Below are 23,846 nucleotides of genomic sequence, written 5' to 3'. Positions count from 1 at the left end.
GTGTCGGTGGTGACGGCGCGTTCTTCCTGCTCCTGGACGAGCCCGAGGTGTACGGGCTACCACCGGATCCGATCGTGACTACTCGCGACCTGCCGGCCATGTGGAAGCGCGCCGGCCTGGCGGCGATGACGATGGCCGTCGCCACGGCGGTCGCGTTCCTGGGCAGGCGGCCATGACCGACGCGACGCCATCGAACGAGCCGGTCGGCGCCCGGTTCCGCGAGTTTCAGGCCGGTCCTGATCAGCCCGACGGGAAACGCCACCGGCAGCCCGGCAGGCGACGCGGCGACGGCGGCGAGCAGCTGACGGTGCCGCCGGCCGACTTCGCCTCCTACTACGGCCGGCCGGTCCTCAAACCGCCCGTGTGGAAGTACGACATCGCCGGCTACCTGTTCACCGGGGGCCTCGCGGCCGGAAGTGCGCTGATCGGCGCGGGCGCCCAACTGACCGGACGACCCGGGCTGCGCACGGTGGGCCGCTGGACGGCCCTCGGCGGCGTCGCCGCCAGCACGTACCTGCTGGTCCACGACCTCGGGCGGCCGGCCCGGTTCCATCACATGCTCCGGGTGGCCAAGGTGACCTCGCCGATGTCGGTCGGCACCTGGATCCTCGCCGCGTTCGGGCCGCTGGCCGGCGTGGCCGCGGTCGCCGAGCTCGCGCCGCTGCTCCCGCAGCACGGCGTGCTCGGCCTCGCCCGCCGGCTCGCACCGCCTATTGGCAACGTCGCCGGCCTGGCTGCCGCGGCCACCGCGCCGGCGCTGGCCACGTACACCGGGGTCCTGCTCGCTGACACGGCCGTACCGTCCTGGCACGACGCCTACCCGTCGCTGCCGTTCGTCTTCGCCGGGAGCGCACTCGCCGCCGCGTCCGGGGTCGGGCTGATCGCGGCACCCGCCGCGCAGACTGCCCCCCTGCGACGACTCGTCCTGGCCGCCGCGGCCATCGAGTTCGGCGGAGGGCATCGGCTGGAGCGGCAGGGGCTGACCAGCGAGCCCTACACCCAGGGGCGCAGCGGCCAGCTCGTCAAGGCAGGGCGTGCCCTGCTCGCCGTGGGCACCGCAGGGGCGCTGGTCAGCCGACGCAGCCGGGTCCTGGCGGCGATCTCCGGCGCGGCCCTCGTGGCATCGTCGGTCGCCACCCGGTTCGGCGTCTTCGAGGCGGGAAGGGTGTCGGCACGCGATCCGAAGTACACGGTCGTGCCACAACGGGAGCGGCTCGACGAGAACCGGTCGACGACCCGGCTCTGAGCGGACCGCGCAAGGAGGAAGGCGCCCCCGAAGGGGCGCCTTCCTCCGCTGAGGTCTGGCCGCGACGGATGCGTCAGCCGGTGAACAGTTTCGCGGCGGTGATGGCGGTCTGGACGATGCCGTATCCGAGGAGCACCGCGATGAGCAGCCACGACAACCAGAGCCGCCCGGTCTGGGTACCGACGTGCGTCGGCGTGGGCGGTTGGCTGTCCCGTCCAAGGGCGACCGGCTCGGTGATGCTGGCCTTCGCGACGGGTGACGTTGGTCCCCGGTCGGGTTCGTGGAACCGCTCGGGCACGGAACGGACCAGCAGGTTCGCGATGAACCCGATGGCGAGGATGCCGACCATGGTGAACAGCGCGGGCCGGTACGCCGACGCGGTGAGGGTGCCCGGCTTGCCCTGCGTGTCGAGGATCCCGTTGACGATCAACGGGCCGGCGACACCCGCGGCCGACCACGCGGTCAGGATCCGACCGTGGATGGCACCGACCTGGAAGGTGCCGAACAGGTCGCGCAGGTAGGCGGGCATGGTCGCGAAGCCACCGCCGTAGAAGGAGATGATCGCGGCGGCGATCAGCACGAAGACCGCCGTGGCGGAGTGACCGGCCACGGCGAGCAGCAGGTACAACACCATGCCGACACCGAGGTAGATCATGTAGATGGGCTTGCGGCCGATGAGGTCGGACGTCGTCGACCAGACGAACCGCCCGGCCATGTTGAACAGCGACAGCACTCCCACGAAACCGGCCGCCGCCGACACCGAGACGGCGGTGGCCCCGTCGTCCCGGAAGAAGTCCTGGATCATCGGGCTGGCCTGCTCCAGGATGCCGATGCCCGCCGTGACGTTGCAGAACAGCACGATCCAGAGCAGCCAGAACGACCGGGTACGCACGGCGTTCGTCGCGGACACGCTCGCCCTTGTCACCAGAGGCCGAGAGGCGACGCTCGCGGGATCGAACCCGGCGGGCCGCCAGTCCGGTGCCGGAACCCGGATGTTGAACGGGCCGAACATCATGATCACGAAATAGCCGATGCCGAACGTGACGAAGAGCGCCACGAGGGCATGTCCCGACGCGACGGCGGCCGGGTTGTCGGGGTTGTAGCCGGAGTCGTAGAGGGAGAGCAGTTGGCGTGCGAGTGGGCCGGCGACCAGGGCACCGCCGCCGAACCCCATGATGGCCAGCCCGGTGGCGAGGCCGGGCCGGTCCGGGAACCACTTGATCAGGGTCGAGACGGGCGAGATGTAGCCGATGCCGAGCCCGATGCCGCCGATGACGCCGTATCCGAGGTAGAGGAGCCAGAGTTGCTGCGTCGCGATGCCGAGCGCGCCGACCAGGAACCCGACCGCCCAGAAGCACGCCGAGACGAACATCGCCCGGCGCGGTCCGTTCTTCTCCACCCAACGGCCACCCACCGCGGCGGACGAACCCAGCATGACGATGGCGATGCTGAAGATCGCCCCGATCGCCGTCTGACTGGTGTCGAAGTGCGCGATGAGGGAGTTCTTGTAGACGCTCGTCGCGTAGACCTGCCCGATGCACACGTGCACGGCCAGTGCTGCGGTCGGGATGAGCCAGCGGCTGTATCCCGGGGGAGCGACAGTGTGCCGAGGATCAAAAACCGACAGCATGGTCCGCACCTCCTGCGGCGGAATAGGCCGGAGGCGATGCAGAGCTGTCCGAAGCCCCGGCCCGGCGCGTCTGGCGTCAGCCGTTGACCGGCTGCACCTCACGTTACGTGGCAAGCGGTTCGCGGCTTGCGGTTACCGGAAAATGCGGCGACGCCGCCGGGGCCAGGGGTATGGGCGCACAACGGGGGCGGGCCGAACGGCCCGCCCCCGACTGCTGTCGTACAGCTCAGTGAACCGCGGCCTTCGCGGCCGCCTCCTCCTGGGCGCGTCGTTCGTCCCCGCTGAGGGTGTGCAGCGGCTTCTCCTTGATGAACAGCACGACGAACAGCGCCAGCAGTGCGAACGGCGCGCCGACCAGGAAGAGGTCGGCGGTGGCGGTGCCGTACACGTCCTGCACGATGCGCAGCACCGGCTCGGGCAGAGTGGACAGGTCAGGCACCTCAGCCGTGCCACCGCCGGCCGTCGCCGCAGGGCCGAGCCGCTCGGCCGTCAGCGAGGTCACCCGGCTCGCCAGGACCGCGCCGAGGGCGCTGACCCCGATCGCGCCGCCCATGCTGCGGAAGAACGTCAGCACGGAGGTGGTGGCGCCGAGCTCGTGGGCCGGCACGTCGTTCTGCGCGGCGAGCACGAGGTTCTGCATGAGCATGCCGACGCCGATACCCAGCACGGCCATGTAGATGGACAGGAGGACGACGGAGGTGGTGGCGTCGATGGTGCCGAGGAGCAGCATCCCGACGCTCATCACCGCGGCGCCGGACACCAGGTAGGCCTTCCACCGGCCGTACTTCGTGATGAGCTGACCGGCCACCGTCGACGAGACGAGCAGACCAAAGATCATCGGGAGGCTCATCAGGCCCGCGACGGTGGGCGACTTGCCCAGCGCGATCTGGAAGTACTGGGACAGGAAGACGGTGCCGCCGAACATCGCGACACCGACCAGCACGCTGGCGATCGTGGCCAGCGAGACCGTGCGGTTACGGAAGATCGTCAGCGGGACGATCGGCTCCGCCGCCCGCGACTCGACGACCACGGCCAGCGCCAGCAGGACCAGACCGCCGATGACCATCAGGGCCGTCCAGCCCGAGGCCCAGTCGAACTTGTTCCCGGCCAGGGACGACCAGATCAGCAGCGTGGAGACGCCCGAGGTGATGAGTAGGGCACCCAGCCAGTCGATCCTGGCCTTGCGGCGGACGACCGGCAGGTGCAGGGTGCGCTGCAGCAGGGCGATGGAGATGATGCTGAACGGGACGCCGATCAGGAAGCACCACCGCCAGCCCAGCCATGAGGTGTCGACGAGCAGCCCACCGATCAGGGGGCCGGCGATGGTGCCGACACCGAAGACCGCGCCGAAGATGCCGGCGTAGCGGCCCAGCTCACGCGGCGGGATCATGGCCGCCATGACAATCGTGGCCAGCGCCGTCATGCCGCCGGCGCCGATGCCCTGGACGACACGGCTGACCAGCAGCACCTCGACGTTCGGTGTGAAGCCCGCGATGAGTGAACCCACCACGAACAGCCCCAGCGAGAGCTGGATCAGCAGCTTCTTGCTGTAGAGGTCGGCCATCTTGCCCCACAGCGGCACCGTCGCCGTCATGGCGAGCAACTCGCTGGTGACGATCCAGGTGTAGACGGTCTGGCTGCCGTTCAGGTCGGCGATGATCCGCGGTAGCGCGTTCGCCACCACCGTGGAGGCGAGGATGGACACGAACATGCCGACCATCAGGCCGGACAGGGCCTGGAGAACCTCCCGACGCGACATGCGCGTGCCGACATCGGCGATGTCGGCGGGCGGGACGGTGGTGGTCATTGACGCTCCCTTGTCGGGTTTCTGGCGGACTGCCTGGCCCCGGAGCTGATGCGCCGGGGCGGGATTGTGGAGGGGTCAGGAGGGGTGTGGCGGATCCGGCAGGCCGGCGGCGACCGCGGCGAACGCCTCGTCCACGAAGTCGCGCAGGGGCCGGGTGTCGTCTCCGGCGGCCCAGCGCAGCATCGCGGTGTGGAAGGCGGCACCGGTCACAGCGGTGATCAGCGGCGGGTGGCCATGGTCGGGGCCTACGCCGAGGCGGGTGGCGATGGCCGTGACCATGGCCCGCTCGGTCGCGATGTTGCCGGCTATCAGCCGGGGCAGCAGCGAGGGGTTCTGGGTGATGACCGCCAGCCGCAGCCGCCACAACTCCCGGTCGGCCTGAATCGTGTCGATCGCCTCGTCCAGGGCGAGCCGGACGGCCTGCAACGTCGGCATCTGCGCAGGGGCGGCGGCCAGACGCGCCACGACAGGATTGCCGTCGAGCGCCGGGTCGTCGGTGAGCGCCTCATCCTTGCAGGCGAAGTAGTTGAAGAAGGTACGCGAGGAGACGTCCGCGGCCTCGCTGATCTCCTCCACCGTCACGTTCTCCAGGCCGCGTTCGGCGACCAGCCGCAGTGCGGCGGCGGTCAGCGCGGCCCGCGTCTGCGCCTTCTTACGGTCCCGACGCCCGGTGGCAGCGTGGTCGGTGTCGGTCACGCGAGCGAGGCTAGGAGCGAACTTGCGGAGGCTGCAAGTTTTTAGTCTCTGAAGTGATTTTCCTGACTCGCGCCGCTAGGCGGCCACCGACGGGTCCGACCGCTCGGTGCGGGGCACGGCACCGGTGGTCTCCAGGATGAGCGTGGCGACCAGGTCCGGGTCGTCGCTCATCGGCACGTGCCCGCAGCGGGGCAGCGTCACCACCCGGGCTGCCGGCAGGCCGGCCCGGACGCGCTCGGCCTGGTGGACACCGAAGATCCGGTCGCAGTCGCCCCAGCCGATGGTGACCGGCACCGTCACGTCGGACAGCCGGAGGCAGTCGAATTTGTAGTGGCGGGCGGCTCGGGCCACGGCGTTGAAGCCGAGCCCTCGCCGCAGGGCGAGCGCGTCGCCCAGCGCGCGGTCGACGTCCAGCAGCGCCGGGCGGGCCATCAGCGGTGCGAAGCACAACGCCCGCAGGTACGCCGAGCGCAGCGCGACCCGCATGATCGGGGTGGGCAGGTACGAGTTGGCCCGCAAGAGCTTGAGGATGGCCAGCGCCCGCCGACGCTCAGCCGGGGTGAAGAAACCGGCGGGGGAGAAGGCGGTGGCCGAGGCGACCGCCCCGCTGGCGGCAAGCTCCAGGCCGATCGCCCCACCGAGGCTGTAGCCGGCCACGTGCGGACGCTCCAACCCCCACTCGGTCAGGAACGGCAGGACCCCGGCGACGGTGGCGGCCATGTCGGCGGGCATGCCGGCGCCGGGCACGGGGGAGTTCCCGAAGCCGGGCAGGTCGAGCGCGATCACCTCGTGGTGTGCGGTGAGCCGGTCGAACACCGGCTCCCACGCCTGGTGGCGGTGACCGATGCCGTGGATGAGCACGAGCGGCTCACCGCTGCCCGCGCGACGGAAGTGAACGGTCATGACTGCCCTCCTACCGACGTCCTGCCGAAGGAACGCCCGAGCTGGCGCACCTCGTCCTCCATCTGACCGACCATGCTCTGGCCGCCGAATCGGCTGATCAACGCGTCCGAGAAGCCGCTCAGCACCACCGGCCGCAGTGCCTGCACCACGGCGAGCGACCGTGGCACGTACACCTTGCGCTTGCGGCGCTCGATGCCGCGTAGCAGCGCGTCGACGCACTGCTCGACGGGGACGACGGTGGACAGCGGCCACGGCAGCCGGCGCAGCGCGGTGCGGAACGACGGCAGGTCGTCACGGATGTCACGGACCAGGTCGGTGTCGATCCAGATCGGATGCGCGGTGCCGACGGTGACGCCGGCCGCGCGGGTCTCCAGGCGCAGCACGTTGGCGAACTGCTCCACGCCCGCCTTGGACGCGCAGTAGGCCGCCATGCCGGGCATCGCCGTGAAGGCCGCCGCGGACGAGACGATGAGGACGTGGCCACGAGCGGCGGTGACGTGGGGCAGCGCCGCGCTGACCGTGCGGATCGCGCCGCAGAGATTCACCTCGACGGTACGCACCAACGCGTCGACCGGGCCCACGGCGACGGTGCCGAGGTTCGCGATGCCCGCGTTCGCCACGATCACGTCGATGCCGCCGAAGCGATCCACCGTGGAGGCGACGGCGGCCTCCAGCGCGGCCTGGTCGGTGACGTCGCACTCGTGCCAGTGTGCGTCGAGGTCGGCGCCGAGCTGCTTGAGCAGCTCGCCTTCCAGGCCCACGAGGGCAACCTGCGCGCCGCGGGCGACGGCCTCGCGGGCCAGTTGCGCCCCGATGCCGCGCGCCGCGCCAGTGATGAGCACCGTCTTGCCCGCCAGGTCATACCGCATCGGCGTGCTCCCGTTCCGTCTCGTTGGGTGTGTCGCCAGCCGTGGCGATCCGGTAATCGGCCGGGCGGAACCGGCGCAGCCGCAGCCGGAAGCTGGTGGCGAAGCCCGGCCAGATGGTGGTGTTGCGGCCGGTGCTGTCGAGGTACCAGCTCTTACAGCCGGTCTCCCACACGGTGCCGGTCATCTTCTGATCGACCCGTTCGGTCCAGCGCCGCTGGGCAGCACCGGTGGGCTCGATGGCCTCGATGCCCTTGGCCCGCATGTGCCGTAGGGCCGCGAGCACCAGATGCAGCTGCGCCTCGATCATCAGCACCACGGAGGTGTGCCCGAGTCCGGTGTTGGGGCCGAGCAGGAAGAACAGGTTGGGGAAACCGGCGATGGTGGTGCCCCGGTACGCGTGCATGCTGGGAGTCCAGGCCTCGGCAAGGCTGCGCCCGCCACGCCCGTGGATGCGCCGCACGACGGGGGAGTCGGTGACGTGGAAGCCGGTGCCGAGAATGATGGTGTCCGCCCGGTGGTGGACACCATCGGCGGTGACCAGGCCATCCGGCACGATTCGATCGATGCCGGCGGTGACCACGTCCACGTTCGGCTGGGCGAGCGACGGCCAGTAGTCGTTGGAGATCAGCACCCGCTTGCAGCCCATCGCGTACCGGGGCGTGAGCTTGTCCCGCAGGGCCGGGTCGGTGACCTGACGCCGCAGCGTACGCAGGGACAGCCGCGAGGCGAGACGGTTGACCGCCGGGTGCAGGAAACCCAGGCCCATGGTCTCGCGTACCAGATAGAGCCCTGCCCGCACGGCCCGCTGCGCGCCGGGCACGGTGCGGAACGCGGCCTGCTCGACCCGGCTGATCCGGCGCGACAGCCTTGGCATGATCCAGGCGGGGGAGCGCTGGAACAGTGTCAGCCGCTCGACCGTCGGCTGGATCTGCGGCACGAGCTGGACCGCCGATGCCCCGGTGCCGATGACCGCGACGTGGCGGCCGGTCAGGTCGTGGTCGTGCCGCCAGCGGGCGGAGTGGAAGACCGTGCCGTTGAACTCGTCGATCCCGGGCAGGTCGGGGATGGCGGGGTCGCTGAGCGGGCCGGCCGCACAGATCAGAACCCGTGCCGTGTGGTCGCCGCCGGAGGTGCGCAGCAGCCAGCGTTGGCGCTGGTCGTCCCAGCTCGCCTCCCGCACCTCGTGGCGCAGCCGCACCTTCGGTCGTATCCCGAAGCGGTCGACGCAGCCGCGCAGGTAGTCCCAGATCTCCGGCTGGCTGGAGAAGGTGTTCGACCAGCGGGGGTTGGGGGCGAAGGAGAACGAGTAGAGGTGCGACGGGACGTCGCAGGCGCAGCCGGGGTAGCTGTTGTCACGCCAGGTGCCGCCGACGTCATCACCCCGGTCGAAGACGAGAAAGTCGGTGAAGCCGGCCCGTTGTAGGCGGATGGCGGCCCCCAGGCCACCGAAGCCGGCGCCGATGATGGCAACCTCTGTCTCCATTCACTCCTCCGTGAGCTCGGGCGCGGCAGTCGGTTCGGCCACGGGCGGCCAGGGCGGGTCGCCCACGCCGGCGATTCGTACGCCGCCCCACGGATCGATTTCGGCCAGTCGGGCGGACCGGACGCGGCCGGCGATGTGCAGCTCGACGTCGCGCCGGCCGGAGCGCAGCAGGAGGGCCACCTGTGGCTCGGGCTCGATCCGCCCACCCCAGTGGTAGCGGCCGTCGACCGGCTCCCACCGCCCGCTGAGGTGCACCTGGACCGAGGTGCCCTCGACGCCCGCCGGGCCGTGGTAGCTCACGGCACGATCCGCTCGTGGGCGCGGGTCAGCTCGCGGGGCAGGTCGGCGCTGGCCCGCACCCCCTCGATTCCGCTCCACAGCAGAGCGGTCAGGTAGTCGGTGAGGGCCGCCCGGCTGATCGGCTGGCCCTGCGTGGTCCACCAGTCACCGACCGCCTGCACGAAGCCAACCAGGCCGTACGCCCACGGCTCCGCCGGCCCGGCGTCCAGGCCCAGCGAACGCAGCCGGTCGCCGATGACCCGGGCCAGCCCGGCGGCCACCTGCCGGCTGGTGCCGGCGACCACCTGGTGGATGCCCGGGTCGCCGGACTGGTGCATCAGGAACCGGTAGAGCCTCGGCTCCGACTCGATCACCCCGAGGTAGGCGTCGATCGTCGCCTCGACCAGGTCACGTTCCTCGCGGACCTGCTCGATCGCCGGCGCGATGGTGTCGACCATCCGGGCCGCCACCACCTCGCTCACCGCCACCCAGAGCTGCGACTTGTCGGCGAAGTAGCGGTAGAGAACCGGTTTGCTGACGCCCGCGGTGGCGGCCACCTGTTCCATGTCGACCTCCGGCCCGTGTCGCAGCAACGCCTGCACCGCGGCCCCGACCAACTCCTGCCGTCGTTGTTCACGATGGTCTGCCCAGCGGTCTCGGCGGCCGTTGCCCTTCGCTTTCGGATCGCCGTCCGGGGGCGGGTCGGACGCATTGACATCTGTGAGCGGCGATTGCATGCTACTACTCGTAACAGTTACCGGTCGTCACGTCAATATGGAGGAAGAGCTATGGAGGCCGCACCGGCGGAAACCGAACGCGCGGCGGTCGCCGAGCGACTACTCACGTCCTCACTGCGGACCAGCTACGATCCGACCGTCGAGATTGACTGGGATGCCCCGCACACCCCGGGCGCCTACTGGCTCCCGCCACAGCGCAGCAGCCTCTACGGGACGCCACTGTGGGAGCAGCTCAGCGAGGATCAGCGCGTTGAGCTCACCAAGCACGAGGTGGCCAGCGCGGCCAGCGCCGGGCTGTGGTTCGAGACGATCCTCATGCAGATGCTGATCCGGGAGTACTACAGTGCCGACCCGACCAGCCGGCAGGCCCAGTACGCGCTGACCGAGGTCGCCGACGAGTGCCGGCACTCCATCATGTTCGGCCGACTGATCGAGGCGATGGGCTGCCCGGTCTACCGGGCAAGCACCGTGGACCATCACCTCGGGCGCTTCCTCAAGGCCACCGCCAGCGGCCCCCAGATGTACGCCGCGATCCTCATCGCGGAGGAGATCCTCGACGCGTTCCAGCGGGAGATCATGGCAGACGAGTCGCTCCAGCCGCTCATTCGGATGGTCTCCCGCATCCACGTGGTGGAGGAGGCGCGACACGTCCGGTTCGCCCGCGAGGAGTTGGCCGCCGCGGTCGCGGCCACCGGCCCGGTCACCATGGCGTACGCCCGACTGTTGGTCGGTCGTTCCGCCTACACGATCGCCAACCGCCTGGTCCATCCCAACGTGTACGCGGCGGTGGGTATCCCGCCGGCGGTTGGCCGGGCCGCTGCCCGCGCCAACCCGCACTGGCGTGCCACCCTGCGCTGGTCGGCGACGCGGGTGCACGCCAACCTGGCGGGCGTTGGCCTGGTGTCCGGGCCGGGGCGGCTGCTGTGGGCCCGGGCCGGATTGATCTGATCTGTCATCCCCGGCCGAGTCCGGGAACTGCCCACATCGGTCAGCGGTCAGGCCCGGCCGATGCGGGGCTCCTGGCGGTCGGTCAGCCGCAACCCGACACCCCGCACCGCTTCGATCGAGGCACCGGTGCCGAGGTCCTGCAGCTTGCGCCGCAGCCGCTTCACCAGCGACTGCACGTCCGCCTTGCGTTCCCGCCCCTCGTCACCCCAGACCGACCGGTGCAACTCGGCGTAGCTCCAGACCCGGACCGGCGCGGTGGTCAGGCAGGTCAGCAGGTCGTGTTCCAATCGGGTGAGGTCGATCTCGCGGGCCCCGCAGCGGGCGGTGGACCGGGCCGAGTCGATGACCAGTGCGTCGGTCGCGGGGGCGGGTGCTGGCTCGGACGGCGCCCCGGCCAGCTGCTGCGGGGCGGCGATCAGCCGGCGCAGCTCGTCGAGGTCGGCCACCAGCAGCAGCGGTGCGATGCCGTCGAGGCGCTCCGCGAGTCGGATGCGCTCGGTCGGCGACGGAGTCACCGCGATCAGCAGCGGGAAAGGTTCGTCGGCCGGATCAGCCCCATCCGCCGTCGCTTCGTCGTCCTCGGCCACAGCACCGCCCGGGATCGATGGGCATCCCTGCCCAGCTATCGTCATGGTCCTGACAATGTTTGGCAAGCGCGCCGCTAGCAGGGCAACTCTTAGCGACAAGTTGCTCACGGCAAGTTCTTGATCGTCCGTTCTTCTCGATCATAGTGTCCACTCGGGCAACCGGCGTGACCCGCGCGGTGCATGGGGAGGCATGGAGGGTTCATTCGCCCGGTTCCATCGAGGCGAACCTTCCGCACCTTCACCATGGCTCGTTTTCACCCTGGGTCGTTCTGAGGGAGGCAGCACCAATGTTCAGACGTCCACAATGGCGGCGCACAGCCAGATCACTGGTGAGTGCCGGTGCGGCGACGATCCTCGCCGCGACATGTTTGGCCACCATCGGCTCAGGCGCGCAGGCCGCGCCGGGCGGCGGGATGGGGGCGGGCGCCCCCACGGGGGACAAGATCCGCCCGGAGCTCGCCAAGCAGTTCCAGGCCAAGAGTGAAGGGGACTTCTGGATCCGGTTCAAGGACCGGGCGGACTTCAGCAAGGCCAGTGCCATCAAGGACTGGTCGAAGCGCGGCACGGCGGTTGCGGACGCTCTGCGCACGACCGCCGCGGCGAGCCAGGGCAAGATCCGGGCCGACCTCGACAGCTCGGGCGCGAAGTACCAGACCTTCTGGGCCACCAATGCGATCAAGGTGAGCAGCGGCTCCCTGGCGATGGCGCAGAAGTTCGCCGGCCACGCCGAGGTCGAGGGCCTCTACGCCCCGGTTGCCTACAAGGTGCCCGAGACCACCAAGGGCACCGACGAGAAGACCGTGAACGCCCTCGAGTGGGGCATCGCCAACATCAACGCCGACGACGTCTGGTCCCAGTACGGCGTCAAGGGCGAGGGCATCACCATCGCGAACATCGACACCGGGGTCCAGTTCGACCACCCGGCGCTGGTGAACTCCTACCGGGGCAACAACGGCGACGGGACGTTCGACCACAACTACAACTGGTTCAACGCCGCCGGTACCTGCGCGGCCGCGCCCTGTGACGACGATGGCCACGGTACGCACACGATGGGCACCATGGCCGGCTCCGACGGCGCGAACCAGATCGGTGTCGCCCCCGGGGTCAAGTGGATCGCGGCGAACGGTTGCTGCCCCAGCGACGCCGCTCTGATCGAGTCCGGTCAGTGGATGCTCGAGCCGTTGGACCTCAACGGCCAGAACGCGGACGCGAGCAAGCGACCGAACGTCATCAACAACTCGTGGGGCACCCGGGACCCGTCCAACGAGCCCTTCATGGAGGACGTGACGCTGGCCTGGGCCGCGTCCGGGATCTTCGGCGTCTGGTCCAACGGCAACAGCGGACCGGCATGCCAGACCAGTGGCTCGCCGGGCAGCCTCGTCAGCAACTACTCGACCGGCGCGTACGACATCAACAACAACGTCGCCGGCTTCTCCGCCCGGGGCGCCGGGCAGAACGGCGAGATCAAGCCCAACATCTCAGCGCCGGGCGTGAACGTCCGGTCGAGCATTCCGGGCAGCACCTACGCCAGCATCAGCGGCACCTCGATGGCCGCACCGCACCTCGCGGGTGCGATCGCGCTGCTGTACTCGGCGGCTCCGTCGCTGGTCGGTGACGTCAACGCGACCCGTGCGCTGCTCAACGGCGCCGCGATCGACAAGACCGACGGCCAGTGTGGGGGCACCACGGCCGACAACAACGTCTACGGCGAAGGCCTGCTGGACGCCCTCGCGTTGCTCAACGCCGCCCCGACCGGCGACATCGGCACCCTGGCCGGCACCGTCACCGACGCGGCCACCGGTGCCCCGATCGCCGGCGCGACCCTCACGCTCTCCGGCCCGACCGCGCGTGAGCTGACCACCGGTGCCGAGGGCAAGTACTCGACCCAACTCCCCACCGGTGACTACCAGGTCGCCGTGGCGGCGTTCGGTTACGGCAGCACCACGAAGCCGGCGACGGTCGCCAAGGGTGCGACCACGACGCTCAACGTCGTGCTGGCGCCGGTGCCGAGTGTCAACGTCACCGGAGCGGTCACCGACGGCTCCGGCCACGGCTGGCCGTTGTACGCGAAGGTGACCGTGACGGGCCTGTCCGGTGTCTACGACTACACCACGCCGTCGAACGGCCGCTACAGCATCAAGCTGCCGGCCGGGCAGACGTACACCCTGAAGTACGAGTCGCAGTACCCGGGCTACCAGACCGTCACCAAGGAGGTCGTGGTCGGCTCGGGCAATGCCACCGCCAACGTCGCCGTGCCGGTGGACACCACCACCTGCACCGCCGCGCCCGGGTACACGTTCGGCTCCGACGGTGAGTACGAGACCTTCGACGGCACGACCACGCCGGCCGGCTGGACTGTCGTGGACAACGCGGGCAGCGGGCAGGTCTGGAAGTTCACCGACGACGGCAGCCGGGGCAACCTGACCGGTGCCAGCGGCAACTTCGCGATGATCGACAGTGACGACTACGGAGCGGGCGGCAGCCAGGACACCTCCCTGGTCAGCCCGGTGGTCAACCTGACCAGCGTCACGACCCCGGTCATCCGGTTCAACCAGGACTTCAACCAGCTGGCCGACGACACCGCCGACGTCGATCTGAGCATCGACGGTGGCACCACCTGGACCAACGTGCTCCGGCAGGAGACGGACGTCCGGGGCCCGAAGGTCACCGAGATCCCGATCCCGCAGGCGGCCGGTAAGGCGCAGGTGCAGGTCCGGTTCCGCTACTACGACGCCTCGTACGAGTGGTGGTGGGAGGTCGACAGCGTCCTGATCGGCAGCCAGGTCACCTGCGTGCCGGTCGACGGCGGTCTGGTCGTCGGTAACGTCCGCGACAAGAACGACAACAGCTACGTCAACGGCGCGACCGTCACCAGCAAGGACCGGCCCGCCGAGAAGGCCGTCACCGTGGCGACGCCGGACGACCCGGGGCTCGCCGACGGCTTCTACTGGATCTACTCGACGCTGACCGGCACGCACCCGTTCACCGCGACCGCCGGCAACTACGTCAGCCAGACCAAGCAGGTCGACGTCGAAGCCGACTGGGCCACCGCCGCGAACTTCCAGCTCGCGGCCGGCCGAGTGTCGGTGACGCCGGCGGCGCTCAGTGCGACGCTCCAGATGCCCAACGGCAAGACCAGCAAGACCTTCACGGTGACCAACACCGGCGGCGCGCCGGTCGAGGTCAAGTTCAGTGAGCGTGACAACGGGTTCGAACTCCTCCGGGCGGACGGGTCCAAGGTCACCAGGCAGCAGATGCTCGGGGCCAGCGGCGCGCCGGAGCAGCGACTCACCGTCGCGACGTCGTTCGCCGCCAAGGCGTCCGGCAAGGAGGCCAAGGGGGTCGCCGCCGCGGTCGGCCCGCAGGCCGCGCCGTGGACCGACATCACCAACTACCCGTCGGCCATCATGGACAACCGGGTGGTGAACCTGGACGGCAAGGTGTACTCGCTCGGCGGTGGCGACGGTAACGCCTCCACCACCAAGAACTACGCCTACGACCCGACCGCGCAGACGTGGGCGGCGATCGCCGACCTTCCCGAAGCCCGCAACGCCCTGACGGCGGGCGTCGTGGACGGAAAGATCATCGTGACCGGTGGCTGGGGTGACGCCGGTCCGGACTCGGCCACCTGGTCGTACGACCCGGCGGCCAACACCTGGACGGAGCTGGCCAACAACCCGGCGCCGCGAGCTGCGGCCGGTCAGGCGGTCGTCGACGGCAAGCTGTACGCCATCGGTGGCTGCACGACGGCCAACTGCACGCCGATGTCGAACAGTGTCGTCCGGTACGACCCGGCCACCGACACCTGGGAGACCCTGGCCAACTACCCGAAGTCGGTGGCCTTCGCCTCCTGCGGTGGGATCGACGGCACGGTCTACTGCACCGGTGGCAATGACGGGACCGCCGCGCAGAAGGCCAGCTACGCCTTCGACCCGGGTGCCAACACCTGGACCGCGATCGCCGACGCACCGGCCGACAACTGGGCCAGCTCGTTCGCTGTCGCGAGCGGCAAGCTCCTCGTCGTCGGTGGTTCGCAGGGTGGAGCCATCAGCAACGCCGGCTTCGCCTACGACCCGGCCACCAGCTCGTGGTCGAACCTGCCGAACGCCAACACCGCGCGCTATCGCGGTGGCGCGGCGTGCGGCTTCTACAAGATCGGTGGCTCGTCCGGCAGCTTCGACGCGGCTCCGGACAGCGAGGTGCTCCCGGGCTTCGAAGGATGCGCCGAGGCGGGCGCTGACGTCAGCTGGATGACCATCGACAAGTCGGCGGCCACCCTGGCGCCGGGTGCGAAGGTCACCGTCACCGTCGGAATGACGGCGAACGTCGACCAGCCGGGCACCTACTCCGGCTCGGTCGGGATCACGGAGAACACGCCGTACTCGGTGGCGCCGGTAGCGGTGACCATGACCGCGAACCCCCCGAAGACCTGGGGCAAGCTCATGGGAACGGTCACCGGCACCAGCTGCCAGGGTGCGACCTCGCCGCTCACCGGCGCGGTCGTCCAGGTCGACTCGTGGGCGGCGTCGTGGACCTTCGCCACCGACGCCGAGGGCAAGTACGCCTACTGGGTGGACCGCCGCAACAACCCGCTCACGATGATCGTCGCCAAGGACGGCTGGAAGCCGCAGACCCGTCAGACGAGGATCGACACCGCCACTCCCACCGTGGAGAACTTCGGGTTGGCGCCCATCCGGTGCTGACGCCTGAGCGGTAGTGAAAAAGTCCGGCCCGCCTGGTCTGAGACCAGGCGGGCCGGACCATGTCCGGCGGATCAGACGGGGGCGAGCCGGAAGCCGACCCCGCGTACCGAGTGGATCGTCGCCGCGGCGTTCAGACTGGCGAGCTTGCCGCGCACCCGACGGACCACCGAGTGCATGTCGGAGCCGCGGCCGAGGTGCCGGTTGCCCCAGACCTCAAGGTGCAGTCGCTCGTAGGTCCAGACCTGCCCGGGTGCGTGCACCAGGCAGAGCAGGACGTCGTGTTCCAACCGGGTCAGGTCGATCTCCTGGTCGCGCCACCGCAGCACCCGGCGGTCGGAGTCGACGGCCAGGTCGGGTGGCGGCGGCTGGGGGCCCGGCGCCACCTCGGCGCGCATGGCCGTGGTCTGGGGAGCCGCGACGGGAGGCGTCTCGACCACCCCGAGAAACTCTCGTGCCTGGTCGACGTTCGAGACGATCAGGAACGCGTCGCTCCCGCCGAGCAGCCGGGCCAGATGCCGGCGTTCTGCCGGCGAGGACGCGATGCCGATGACCAGGCTGACGACTGGAACTCCCTGCATTCCCCAACCCCTTCCGGTTCCCCACATCACTCCGGATGGATTTTCGCTCCGTCGATGAGAAACATCGATCGGTGTCCTGACCCTAGTGGTGGCTGATCTCGGCAGCGTAAAACATAGTTGCATGTAAGCATGTGAATCCCACCTGCTCCGTCGAGGCTCACCCCGCCCCTCGCCGACGATCCGCTTTTCGGACGCAGCGGGGGGAGTTGTGACAGAACCAAGACAATCCGTGTACGTCGTACGGACCTGTCGGGGCGAGCATGGTCGCCATGTCCATCGGATGCCCGCAGCCGGCGCGACCACTGCCACATGCCCGCGCCGGGGTGCCTCTGGGTCTTCGGCTGCTGGCGGCGGCTCTGTGCTGTCTGCTCGCCCTGACTCTCACCGCCACCGTCTTCGTGCGGACGTACCCCGGTCAGTGGCTCGACGGTGTGCTCCTGCCGCGCGCAGAGCGGGGCGGAGGGTACGAGCAGCAGACCGTCCTGGTGGGTCCGGCCAAGGCCGTGCTGGCCACCTTTGGCAACCCGATGCTCCTCGCCGCCCTGCTCGGCGTGGTGCTGCTGGTGGGCGTGCTCCGCCGACGGCTGGTTGCGGGAGTCGTCGGCGTGGGCATGGTCCTCAGCGCGGTGGTGGCGGCCGGCGCGGTGAAGTCGGCGCTGCCCCGCGCGGATCTCCAGATCGAGAGTTCGACCACCCACAACAGTTTCCCGAGCGGTCACGTCGCGGCGGCGACAGCCCTGCTGTTGGCGTTCATGCTGGTCCTGCCCGGGTGGGCCCGGCGTTGGCTGGCGATGCCGGGCGCGGCAGGTGTCTCGGTGGTCGCCGCGGCCACGATGATCGCGGGCTGGCACCGGTTCAGCGACGCGCTCGGCGGCGTACTGCTGGGTGTGGCGTTGTTCTGCCTGGCCGCGACCGCGCTGGCGGGTTGGCGTGGCGACCACGACACGGTCGGCGGGTTCGACGGCGGCAGCCTGTGGCGCAGGCTGGCCGAGGCGACCGTCGGGCTGGTCGTGCTGGGCTGGGCGTTTGTGGTTATCGTGCCCGGTCTGGCCGCGTCGGTGCAGCGTGGCGCGCTCGTCGCCATCGTGGCGGCGGCGGGGATGACGATGTTCCTCGTGGGTTCGGTGGTGTTCCTGGTGCGTTCGGCGGACTTCGCCGTGCCGATGGCCGCGCGACCCCGTGAGCAGCAGCCATCGACCGAACCCCAAAAGATCTCATGATGGGATACTGGACGACATGTCCCAGGTGCTGCTGATCGAAGACCACCAGACGGTCCGCGACGGGCTGCAGTTGGCACTCACCCGACAGGGGCACACGGTGCACGCCGTGGAGACCGGTGAGCAGGGGTTGGAGCGGCTGCGCACGACCTCGTCCGACGTCGTGGTCCTCGACCTCATGCTGCCCGGGATGGACGGGTTCGAGGTGTGTCGACGGATCCGGCAGCTCGGCGACCTGCCGATCATCATGCTCACCGCCCGCAACGACGACATGGACGTGGTGGCGGGCCTGGAGGCCGGCGCCGACGACTACGTGGTCAAGCCCGTACAGGCCCGGGTGCTTGAGGCGCGCATCCGTGCGGTGCTCCGACGGACCGCTGGCGAGTCCCGGCGTAACGGCGGCGAGCGGGCCGGCCTGGAACAGCACGGCGCACTGACCATCGACCGGGCCGCGCTGGTGGTCAGCAAGGACGGGACGCCGGTCAGCCTCGCCCCGACGGAGCTGCGCCTGCTGCTTGAGCTCTCGCACACACCGGGCCAGGTGCTGAGCCGCCAGCAACTGCTGGAGGCCGTGTGGGAGCACGGGTATCTCGGCGACTCGCGACTCGTGGACGCGTGCGTCCAACGGGTGCGCGCCAAGATCGAGGCCGACTCGTCGGCGCCGGTCTTCATCCAGACCGTGCGTGGTTTCGGGTACCGGTTCGGGCCGCTGTGACCCTGTGGCGCTGGGCCGGCGCCCGGGTCTCGGGCCTGCGGGTCCGGCTGCTCCTGGCGTTCGCGGTGCTGGGTGTGACCACCACGGCGGTCGTGGCCAGCGGCAGCTACTTCCAGGCCCGGACCGTCATCCTCCAGCAGGCGCAGGACGCCGCGGTGGCGTCGCTGACCGATCAGCTCACGAAGGTCTACCCGATAGCGCAGCTCCCGCCGACCCAGGACGAGCTCGACCTGTTGGCCCAGCGCCTCTCCGACCGGGAAACAGACGCGGTGGTCGTGTACCGGGACATGTGGTCGCAGCCCTTCCTGGTACCCGACCTGCTCACCTCCGAGCTGCGCCGCGAGGTCGCTGACGGACGCATCGCCTGGCAACGTGTCTCGCTCGACGGAGAACCCATGCTGCTCATCGGCACTCAGCTGGAGCTCGACCGGCCCGACGGCACGTCCCGAGCGTCCGGGCTGGAGGTCTACTCGGTGCGCAGTCTGGCGGCAGAGCAGCAGAGCATCGACCGGCTCGCCACCTGGGCATGGCTGACCGGCGGGCTGTCCCTGATCCTCGCCGTCCTGCTGGCCCTGCTGGCCGCCCGTGGTGTGCTGCGACCAGTCCGCGAGCTGGGCCGGGCCGCACGCCGCCTCGGCGAGGGTGACCTGAGCACCCGGCTGACGGTCCGGGGCGCCGACGAGCTGGCCGATGTGGCGCGGACCTTCAACGACACCGCCGGGACGCTGGAGCGGCAGGTCGGTGAGCTGCGGCGGATGGAATCCGACGCCCGCCGCTTCGTGGCCGACGTCTCGCACGAACTCCGTACGCCGTTGGCCGCGATGACGGCGGTCACCGACGTGCTGGACGAGGAGGCGGACCACCTGCCCGGGGACGCGGGCCGGGCCGCCCGGCTGGTCAGCCAGGAGACGCAGAACCTCACCCAGTTGGTCAACGACCTCATCGAGGTCAGCAGGTTCGACTCCGGCACAGCGCGGCTCGCGCTCGATGCGGTGGACGTGGCCGCGGCGGTGACCGCGACCCTGCGGATCCGGGGCTGGACCGACCGGGTACGGACGGAGCTACCGCCCGGAATCCTGGCCCGACTCGATCCCCGTCGACTGGACGTCATCGTCGCCAACCTGGTCGGCAACGCCTTCCGGCACGGCGCCGAGCCGGTGTCCGTGCGCCTGAGCGCCGAGCCGGACTGGGTCACCATCGAGGTCAGCGACCAGGGGCCGGGACTGGATCCGGAGGTGCTGCCGCACGTCTTCGACCGCTTCTACAAGGCGGACACCGCGCGGACCCGCTCCGAGGGCAGCGGCCTCGGCCTCGCCATCTCCTGGGAGAACGCGCGCCTGCACCGCCACGGCGCGCGACGGGGAAGTCTCGTCGCCGGCAACGGCCCCAACGGCGGCGCGGTGTTCACGCTCCGCCTGCCCCGCGACACGGCGGACGCCGGAGGTGCCCGGTGACCGGCCGGCGGACGGGCCGCGCGCTGCTCGCCAGCGGACTGCTTCTCACGCTGCTCATAACGGGCTGCGGGGTACGGCCCAGCGGCGTCATCACCGGTCGCCCCGCGGTCAGCGGCCCCTCGTCGCGGGGCGTCGTCGTGCTCTACCTGCTCGCACAGGGCGAACTCATGCTGACTCTCCGCCCGGCAAAGGTGGATCCCTCGCCCGCCGAGGCTCTCGCCCTGCTCTCGGCCGGTCCGGACGAGAACGAGCGCGGCAACGGTTTCACCAGCGAGGTGCCGGCCGGGTTCGTACCGGTCAAGGTGGCGCCAGGGGTCGATCGAGCCGGACTCACGGTGACGACGAGCGGTGCGGCGCAGCCGTTGTCGGCGAACGCGGTTGACCAGATCGTCTGCACCGTGGCCGACGCCGCGGCACGCGCCGATCTCGTGGGGAGTTTCGTACCGGTCACCATCGTCGGGCCCGACGGTGCCCGGCAGCCCCGGCGCTGCCCGCTCCAGTGACCCGGCCACGGCCGACTCCGCTCGGCTGATCGGAGCGACGGGCGAACCCGACCGGGGCCGACCGTCAGACCAGGTCGACCACTCGTGCCTGCCGGGGCAGCCCGCTGTGGCGGATCCGGTCCTGGTCGGCCAGCGCGCCGGAGATCAGGATGTCGATCAGGGTGGCGAACCCGAGGCCGGCCTTCTGCCAGATCTGGGGGAACTGCGACGCGGCGGTGAAACCGGGGAACGTGTTGACCTCGTTCACGATGGGCTCGGGCGACCCCTCGGCGGGCAGGAAGAAGTCGACCCGGAGCAGCCCGCGGCAGTCGAGGGCGTGGAAGGCGCGGATCGCGCGGTCCTGAAGCACCTCGGTGGTAGCCGGGTCGAGCGGGGCGGGGATCTGGAAGACCGCCCCACCGTCGTACTTCGCGTCGTAGTCGAAGAAACCCACACCGGTCACCCGGATCTCCAGCGGCGGGCCGGCCTGCACCCGGCCGTCCGGGTGCTGGAGGACGGCCACGTCGATCTCGCGTCCCCGCGCCCCCTGCTCGACCAGCACCTTCGGGTCGACCGCGCGGGCCTGCTCCAGCGCGACGGGAAGCTCCGCCCAGTCGTTCACCTTGACGACGCCCAGGCTGGAGCCGGCCCGAGCCGGCTTGACGAAGACCGGCAGGGCCAGCCGTCGCCGGTCGGCGGCTGACAGGTCCTCTTCCGGACGCAGAGTCACCCCCGGGCTGACCCGCAGGCCCTCCGCGGCCAGGAGCCGCTTGGTGACGCCCTTGTCCATGCCGGCCGCGCTGGCGAAGACACCGTTGCCGACGTACGGCACCCCGAGCCACTCCAGCAGCGACGCCACGGTGCCGTCCTCGCCGTACGGGCCGTGCAGGGCCGGGAACACGACATCCTGGGCGCGCAGTACGCGCAGTGCCTGGGGGAGTGGCGTCGACCGACCGTCGACGTGCCACCCGCCGTCGCGATCGATGAGCACCTCGGTGACCTGGTACCGCTCACGGTCCAGGTTGGCGAGGATGCTCGCCGCCGAGCGGCAGGAGACGTCGTGCTCGCCGCTCTGCCCGCCGTACAGCACTGCCATTCGGGTAGTCATGAAATGTGTGCCCTTTCGTGGAGGTGGACGCGGGCCACCCGGGCCCCGATGCCGGTCAAGATCTCGTGCGGGTTGGTGTCGGCCCAGCGGGCCCACTCGACGACCGTCGGTGGGGTCTCGTCGCCCTCGGTGCGGCCGAACACCACCACCGGGTCGCCGATCATCACGGGAAGGTCCCCGGCGTCGACCACGCACTGGTCCATGGCGATACGCCCGACGATCGGGCACCGTCGGCCGCCGAGCCACACCGCGGCGCGGCCTGCGGCGGCCCGGGGCAGCCCGTCGGCGTAGCCGAGCGGCAGCAGCGCCAGCGTGGTCGGCGCACCGGTCACGTGCTCGCGCCCGTAGGAGACGCCCGTGCCGGCCGGTACCCGCTTCACGTTGACCACGCTCGTGCGCAGGGTCATCGCGGCGTGCAGCCCGAACTCGCCCGGGCCGGTCGCGCCGAACGGATCCACGCCGTACAGCGCGATCCCGATCCGGCAGAGGTCGAAGCGGGTCCGAGGTGCGGACAGCGCGCCCGCCGAGTTGGCGAGGTGGACCAGGTCGGGGTCGAGGCCGGCCAACCGGGCGACCCGCAGCGACTCCTCGAAGATCGCCACCTGCCGGTCCAGTTCGGGGGCGCCCGGCAGGTCCGCGTCGATGAGGTGGGACCACACGCCGCGCACCCGGATCCCGCCCTCCCGTTCGTACTTGCGGGCCCAACCGACCAACTCGGGCCAGTCGTCCCCGGTGGCCCCGTTGCGCGACAACCCGGTGTCCGCCTTGAGCTGCACCATCGCCGGTACGCCGAGCAGGTGGGCCGCGTCGGCGACGGCGTGCAGGTGCGTCGTCGTCGACACGCCGACGTCGACGCCGGCGATGATCAACGTACCGAAGTCGTCATTCGGGCCGTGCAGCCAGCTCAACGTGGGCGCGGTCACGCCCGCGTCGCGGAGGGCCAGCGCCTCGGCCGCCGAGGTCACCCCCAGCCAGGCGGCGCCTGCGCGCAGCGCGGCGCGGGCGACCCGCACCGCGCCGTGGCCGAACCCGTCCGCCTTCACCACGGCCATCAGATCGGTGCCGGTGACCGCCGCGATCGTCCGCACGTTGCCGGCGATCGCCGCGAGGTCGACCATCGCCTCGGCCAGGGTGCTCATCTGGCCGCCTCCACCCGGCGGGAGCCGGGGAGTGCGAACAGCCACCGTGCGCGCACCGCCAACAGCGCGCGGTGGATGGCCAGGCTCAGGGCGGTCACCAGCCCGGTCACCACAATCGGGTAACCGAGGACGATCAGGCCCTGAGCGGGCTGGTCCAGCCCGGAAACCGGTACGAGCAACAGCCGGTGCAGCAGGGCCAGGACCGGCATGTGGATGACGTAGATCGGCAGCGTGACGCGGCCGAGCCTGGACAGCGGATCGCTGACGGCCGGCCACCGGGCCAGCCGGGCGGCAGCGGTGATGCCGAAGGCGACCGCCACGACCGAGACCACCATCCATACGCCGAACAACTGCTGTGCGCCGGCCACCGCCATCGCGGCGAGGGCGAGGACGTAGGCGCCCGAGACCAGCACGAGGCGGCGCCGGCTGGCGGTGGCCGCCCATTGTTGGATCTGGGGCCGCAGGTACAGGCCGGCGAGGAAGAAGACGAGGTTCTGGTAGAGGCCAGCGCGGTTGCCCGGAGTGTCGAGCAGGCCGGCGGCGGCGACGGCGGACAGCACCGCGGCGGGTACGAGGACCAGCGCCCGGGGCACCCGACGGGTCGCCTTGGCGATCGTGAAGTACAGCGCCAGGGCGTACAGGTACCAGAGGTTGGACGGCGTGATGGTGAGCTGCTCCAGGAGGCCGAGGGCCGAGGTGGCGCGGTCGGTCGGCAACTCCGGAGCGGCGGCGAGGATCGCGGTGTGGATCAGCAGCCAGACGACGTACAGGTAGAGGAACCTGGCGATCCGGCTGCGGGCGACGACCCGCCAGGGCCGCTGGGCGGCGTTCGCCGCGAAGACGCCCGAGATGGTGAAGAACAGCGGCATTCGCAGTGGGAGGAACTGCTCACCGAGCGTTCCCCACAGGCCGGACACCGGTACGCCCAGGTGCCAGTCGATCTGCTGGTAGTCCTTCACGATGACGTGCCACAGGACGACGAGGACGATGCAGACACCTTTCGCGGCGTCGGCCCACTCCACCCGGTGTGACCGCGCCGAGGCCGGGGCGGTCCCGGTTCGATACCTGTGCCGAAACCGGATGCGCGTCGTACCGGCCTCGTTGTCGAGGGGCCGCGACTCGATGGGAGACAGCTGTTGGATCACTCACCAGAAGCTGCCAGCCGGATATCCGCGCGTGATCCACGAATTGTCATGAACCGGTAATGGATGCCGCCGGGCCCGACTCGCAGGCAGCACTGAGCGGGCACGCCGTTGACACCGAGG

Annotated in this window: 20 protein-coding genes and 1 pseudogene; 8 read left to right on the top strand and 13 right to left on the bottom strand. The window is 70.5% G+C overall.

Annotation, left to right across the window (positions count from 1 at the left end; translation table 11 throughout):
• Both ABZT18_RS29025 and nrfD read left to right on the top strand, forming a co-directional pair.
• A pseudogene (locus ABZT18_RS29025) lies at positions 1–176 on the top strand (4Fe-4S ferredoxin); the annotation flags it as partial.
• Positions 173–1,246 (top strand): NrfD/PsrC family molybdoenzyme membrane anchor subunit, encoded by a 1,074-nt coding sequence (gene nrfD, locus ABZT18_RS29020; protein ID WP_354991967.1) that lies wholly within the window; start codon positions 173–175, stop codon positions 1,244–1,246. The pseudogene ABZT18_RS29025 and the gene nrfD, both read left to right, overlap by 4 nt.
• Before the next feature lie 73 nt (positions 1,247–1,319).
• Here the strand turns inward: nrfD and ABZT18_RS29015 are convergent, their stop codons facing one another.
• The 8 genes from ABZT18_RS29015 to ABZT18_RS28980 all read right to left on the bottom strand — a co-directional run bounded on the left by ABZT18_RS29015 (position 1,320) and on the right by ABZT18_RS28980 (position 9,530).
• Positions 1,320–2,876, bottom strand: a complete 1,557-nt coding sequence (locus ABZT18_RS29015; RefSeq protein ID WP_354991966.1) for an OFA family MFS transporter — start codon at positions 2,874–2,876, stop codon at positions 1,320–1,322.
• Between the two features lie 226 nt (positions 2,877–3,102).
• Entirely contained in the window at positions 3,103–4,683 is a 1,581-nt protein-coding gene (locus ABZT18_RS29010) for an MDR family MFS transporter (RefSeq protein WP_355252941.1), read from the bottom strand.
• A gap of 75 nt (positions 4,684–4,758) precedes the next feature.
• Positions 4,759–5,379, bottom strand: coding sequence for a TetR family transcriptional regulator (locus ABZT18_RS29005; protein WP_354991964.1), 621 nt, complete (start codon positions 5,377–5,379; stop codon positions 4,759–4,761).
• Between the two features lie 75 nt (positions 5,380–5,454).
• The gene (locus tag ABZT18_RS29000) at positions 5,455–6,282 is read right to left on the bottom strand and encodes an alpha/beta fold hydrolase (protein ID WP_354991963.1); all 828 of its coding nucleotides are present in this window, start codon (positions 6,280–6,282) and stop codon (positions 5,455–5,457) included.
• Positions 6,279–7,151, bottom strand: a complete 873-nt coding sequence (locus ABZT18_RS28995; RefSeq protein WP_354991962.1) for an SDR family oxidoreductase — start codon at positions 7,149–7,151, stop codon at positions 6,279–6,281. The genes ABZT18_RS29000 and ABZT18_RS28995 overlap by 4 nt, the downstream gene beginning before the upstream one ends.
• Positions 7,141–8,634: an NAD(P)/FAD-dependent oxidoreductase gene (locus ABZT18_RS28990; RefSeq protein ID WP_354991961.1), complete on the bottom strand. Its 1,494-nt coding sequence runs from the start codon at positions 8,632–8,634 to the stop codon at positions 7,141–7,143. The genes ABZT18_RS28995 and ABZT18_RS28990 overlap by 11 nt, the downstream gene beginning before the upstream one ends.
• Positions 8,635–8,934, bottom strand: a complete 300-nt coding sequence (locus ABZT18_RS28985) for a DUF4873 domain-containing protein (RefSeq protein ID WP_354991960.1) — start codon at positions 8,932–8,934, stop codon at positions 8,635–8,637. It abuts the gene before it with no gap.
• On the bottom strand, positions 8,931–9,530 hold the full coding sequence (locus ABZT18_RS28980) for a TetR/AcrR family transcriptional regulator (protein ID WP_354991959.1): 600 nt from the start codon (positions 9,528–9,530) through the stop codon (positions 8,931–8,933). Before ABZT18_RS28980 ends, ABZT18_RS28985 begins: the two co-directional genes overlap by 4 nt.
• Positions 9,531–9,701: 171 nt before the next feature.
• Here ABZT18_RS28980 and ABZT18_RS28975 point away from each other — a divergent pair, with 171 nt between their 5' ends.
• On the top strand, positions 9,702–10,598 hold the full coding sequence (locus ABZT18_RS28975) for a diiron oxygenase (protein WP_354991958.1): 897 nt from the start codon (positions 9,702–9,704) through the stop codon (positions 10,596–10,598).
• A 47-nt stretch (positions 10,599–10,645) separates the two neighbouring features.
• Here the strand turns inward: ABZT18_RS28975 and ABZT18_RS28970 are convergent, their stop codons facing one another.
• On the bottom strand, positions 10,646–11,230 hold the full coding sequence (locus ABZT18_RS28970; protein WP_354991957.1) for a winged helix-turn-helix domain-containing protein: 585 nt from the start codon (positions 11,228–11,230) through the stop codon (positions 10,646–10,648).
• Positions 11,231–11,514: 284 nt separating this feature from the next.
• On the opposite strand from ABZT18_RS28970, the gene ABZT18_RS28965 reads away from it, so the two are divergent.
• Entirely contained in the window at positions 11,515–15,888 is a 4,374-nt protein-coding gene (locus ABZT18_RS28965) for a S8 family serine peptidase (protein WP_354991956.1), read from the top strand.
• 71 nt (positions 15,889–15,959) lie between these two features.
• On the opposite strand, the gene ABZT18_RS28960 is transcribed toward ABZT18_RS28965, so the two are convergent.
• Positions 15,960–16,466 (bottom strand): winged helix-turn-helix domain-containing protein, encoded by a 507-nt coding sequence (locus tag ABZT18_RS28960; RefSeq protein WP_354991955.1) that lies wholly within the window; start codon positions 16,464–16,466, stop codon positions 15,960–15,962.
• Between the two features lie 269 nt (positions 16,467–16,735).
• Between ABZT18_RS28960 and ABZT18_RS28955 the strand changes: the two genes are divergently transcribed.
• The 4 genes from ABZT18_RS28955 to ABZT18_RS28940 are packed head-to-tail and all read left to right on the top strand — an operon-like array spanning position 16,736 to position 20,355.
• Positions 16,736–17,686, top strand: a complete 951-nt coding sequence (locus ABZT18_RS28955; RefSeq protein ID WP_354991954.1) for a phosphatase PAP2 family protein — start codon at positions 16,736–16,738, stop codon at positions 17,684–17,686.
• Between the two features lie 16 nt (positions 17,687–17,702).
• Positions 17,703–18,398 carry a response regulator transcription factor gene (locus ABZT18_RS28950; RefSeq protein WP_354991953.1) on the top strand — a complete coding sequence of 232 codons (696 nt, stop codon included), beginning with the start codon at positions 17,703–17,705 and terminating at the stop codon, positions 18,396–18,398.
• Entirely contained in the window at positions 18,395–19,852 is a 1,458-nt protein-coding gene (locus ABZT18_RS28945) for a HAMP domain-containing sensor histidine kinase (protein ID WP_354991952.1), read from the top strand. The genes ABZT18_RS28950 and ABZT18_RS28945 overlap by 4 nt, the downstream gene beginning before the upstream one ends.
• Complete coding sequence (locus ABZT18_RS28940; protein ID WP_354991951.1) at positions 19,849–20,355, top strand: hypothetical protein; 507 nt, start codon at positions 19,849–19,851, stop codon at positions 20,353–20,355. The genes ABZT18_RS28945 and ABZT18_RS28940 overlap by 4 nt, the downstream gene beginning before the upstream one ends.
• Before the next feature lie 64 nt (positions 20,356–20,419).
• Here the strand turns inward: ABZT18_RS28940 and ABZT18_RS28935 are convergent, their stop codons facing one another.
• Genes ABZT18_RS28935 through ABZT18_RS28925 form a run of 3 tightly spaced genes read right to left on the bottom strand, consistent with a single transcriptional unit; the run spans position 20,420 to position 23,603 of the window.
• Positions 20,420–21,442 carry a D-alanine--D-alanine ligase family protein gene (locus ABZT18_RS28935; RefSeq protein ID WP_354991950.1) on the bottom strand — a complete coding sequence of 341 codons (1,023 nt, stop codon included), beginning with the start codon at positions 21,440–21,442 and terminating at the stop codon, positions 20,420–20,422.
• Positions 21,439–22,581, bottom strand: coding sequence for an alanine racemase (gene alr, locus ABZT18_RS28930; protein WP_354991949.1), 1,143 nt, complete (start codon positions 22,579–22,581; stop codon positions 21,439–21,441). The genes ABZT18_RS28935 and alr overlap by 4 nt, the downstream gene beginning before the upstream one ends.
• Complete coding sequence (locus tag ABZT18_RS28925; protein ID WP_354991948.1) at positions 22,578–23,603, bottom strand: acyltransferase; 1,026 nt, start codon at positions 23,601–23,603, stop codon at positions 22,578–22,580. The genes alr and ABZT18_RS28925 overlap by 4 nt, the downstream gene beginning before the upstream one ends.
• Positions 23,604–23,846: the final 243 nt, after the last annotated feature.

The organism is Micromonospora sp. NPDC005291 (assembly GCF_040607415.1).
Lineage (GTDB): Bacteria > Actinomycetota > Actinomycetes > Mycobacteriales > Micromonosporaceae > Micromonospora.
Note: the sequence above shows the minus strand (reverse complement) of the source record. Positions and strands in the feature narration are given on the sequence as shown.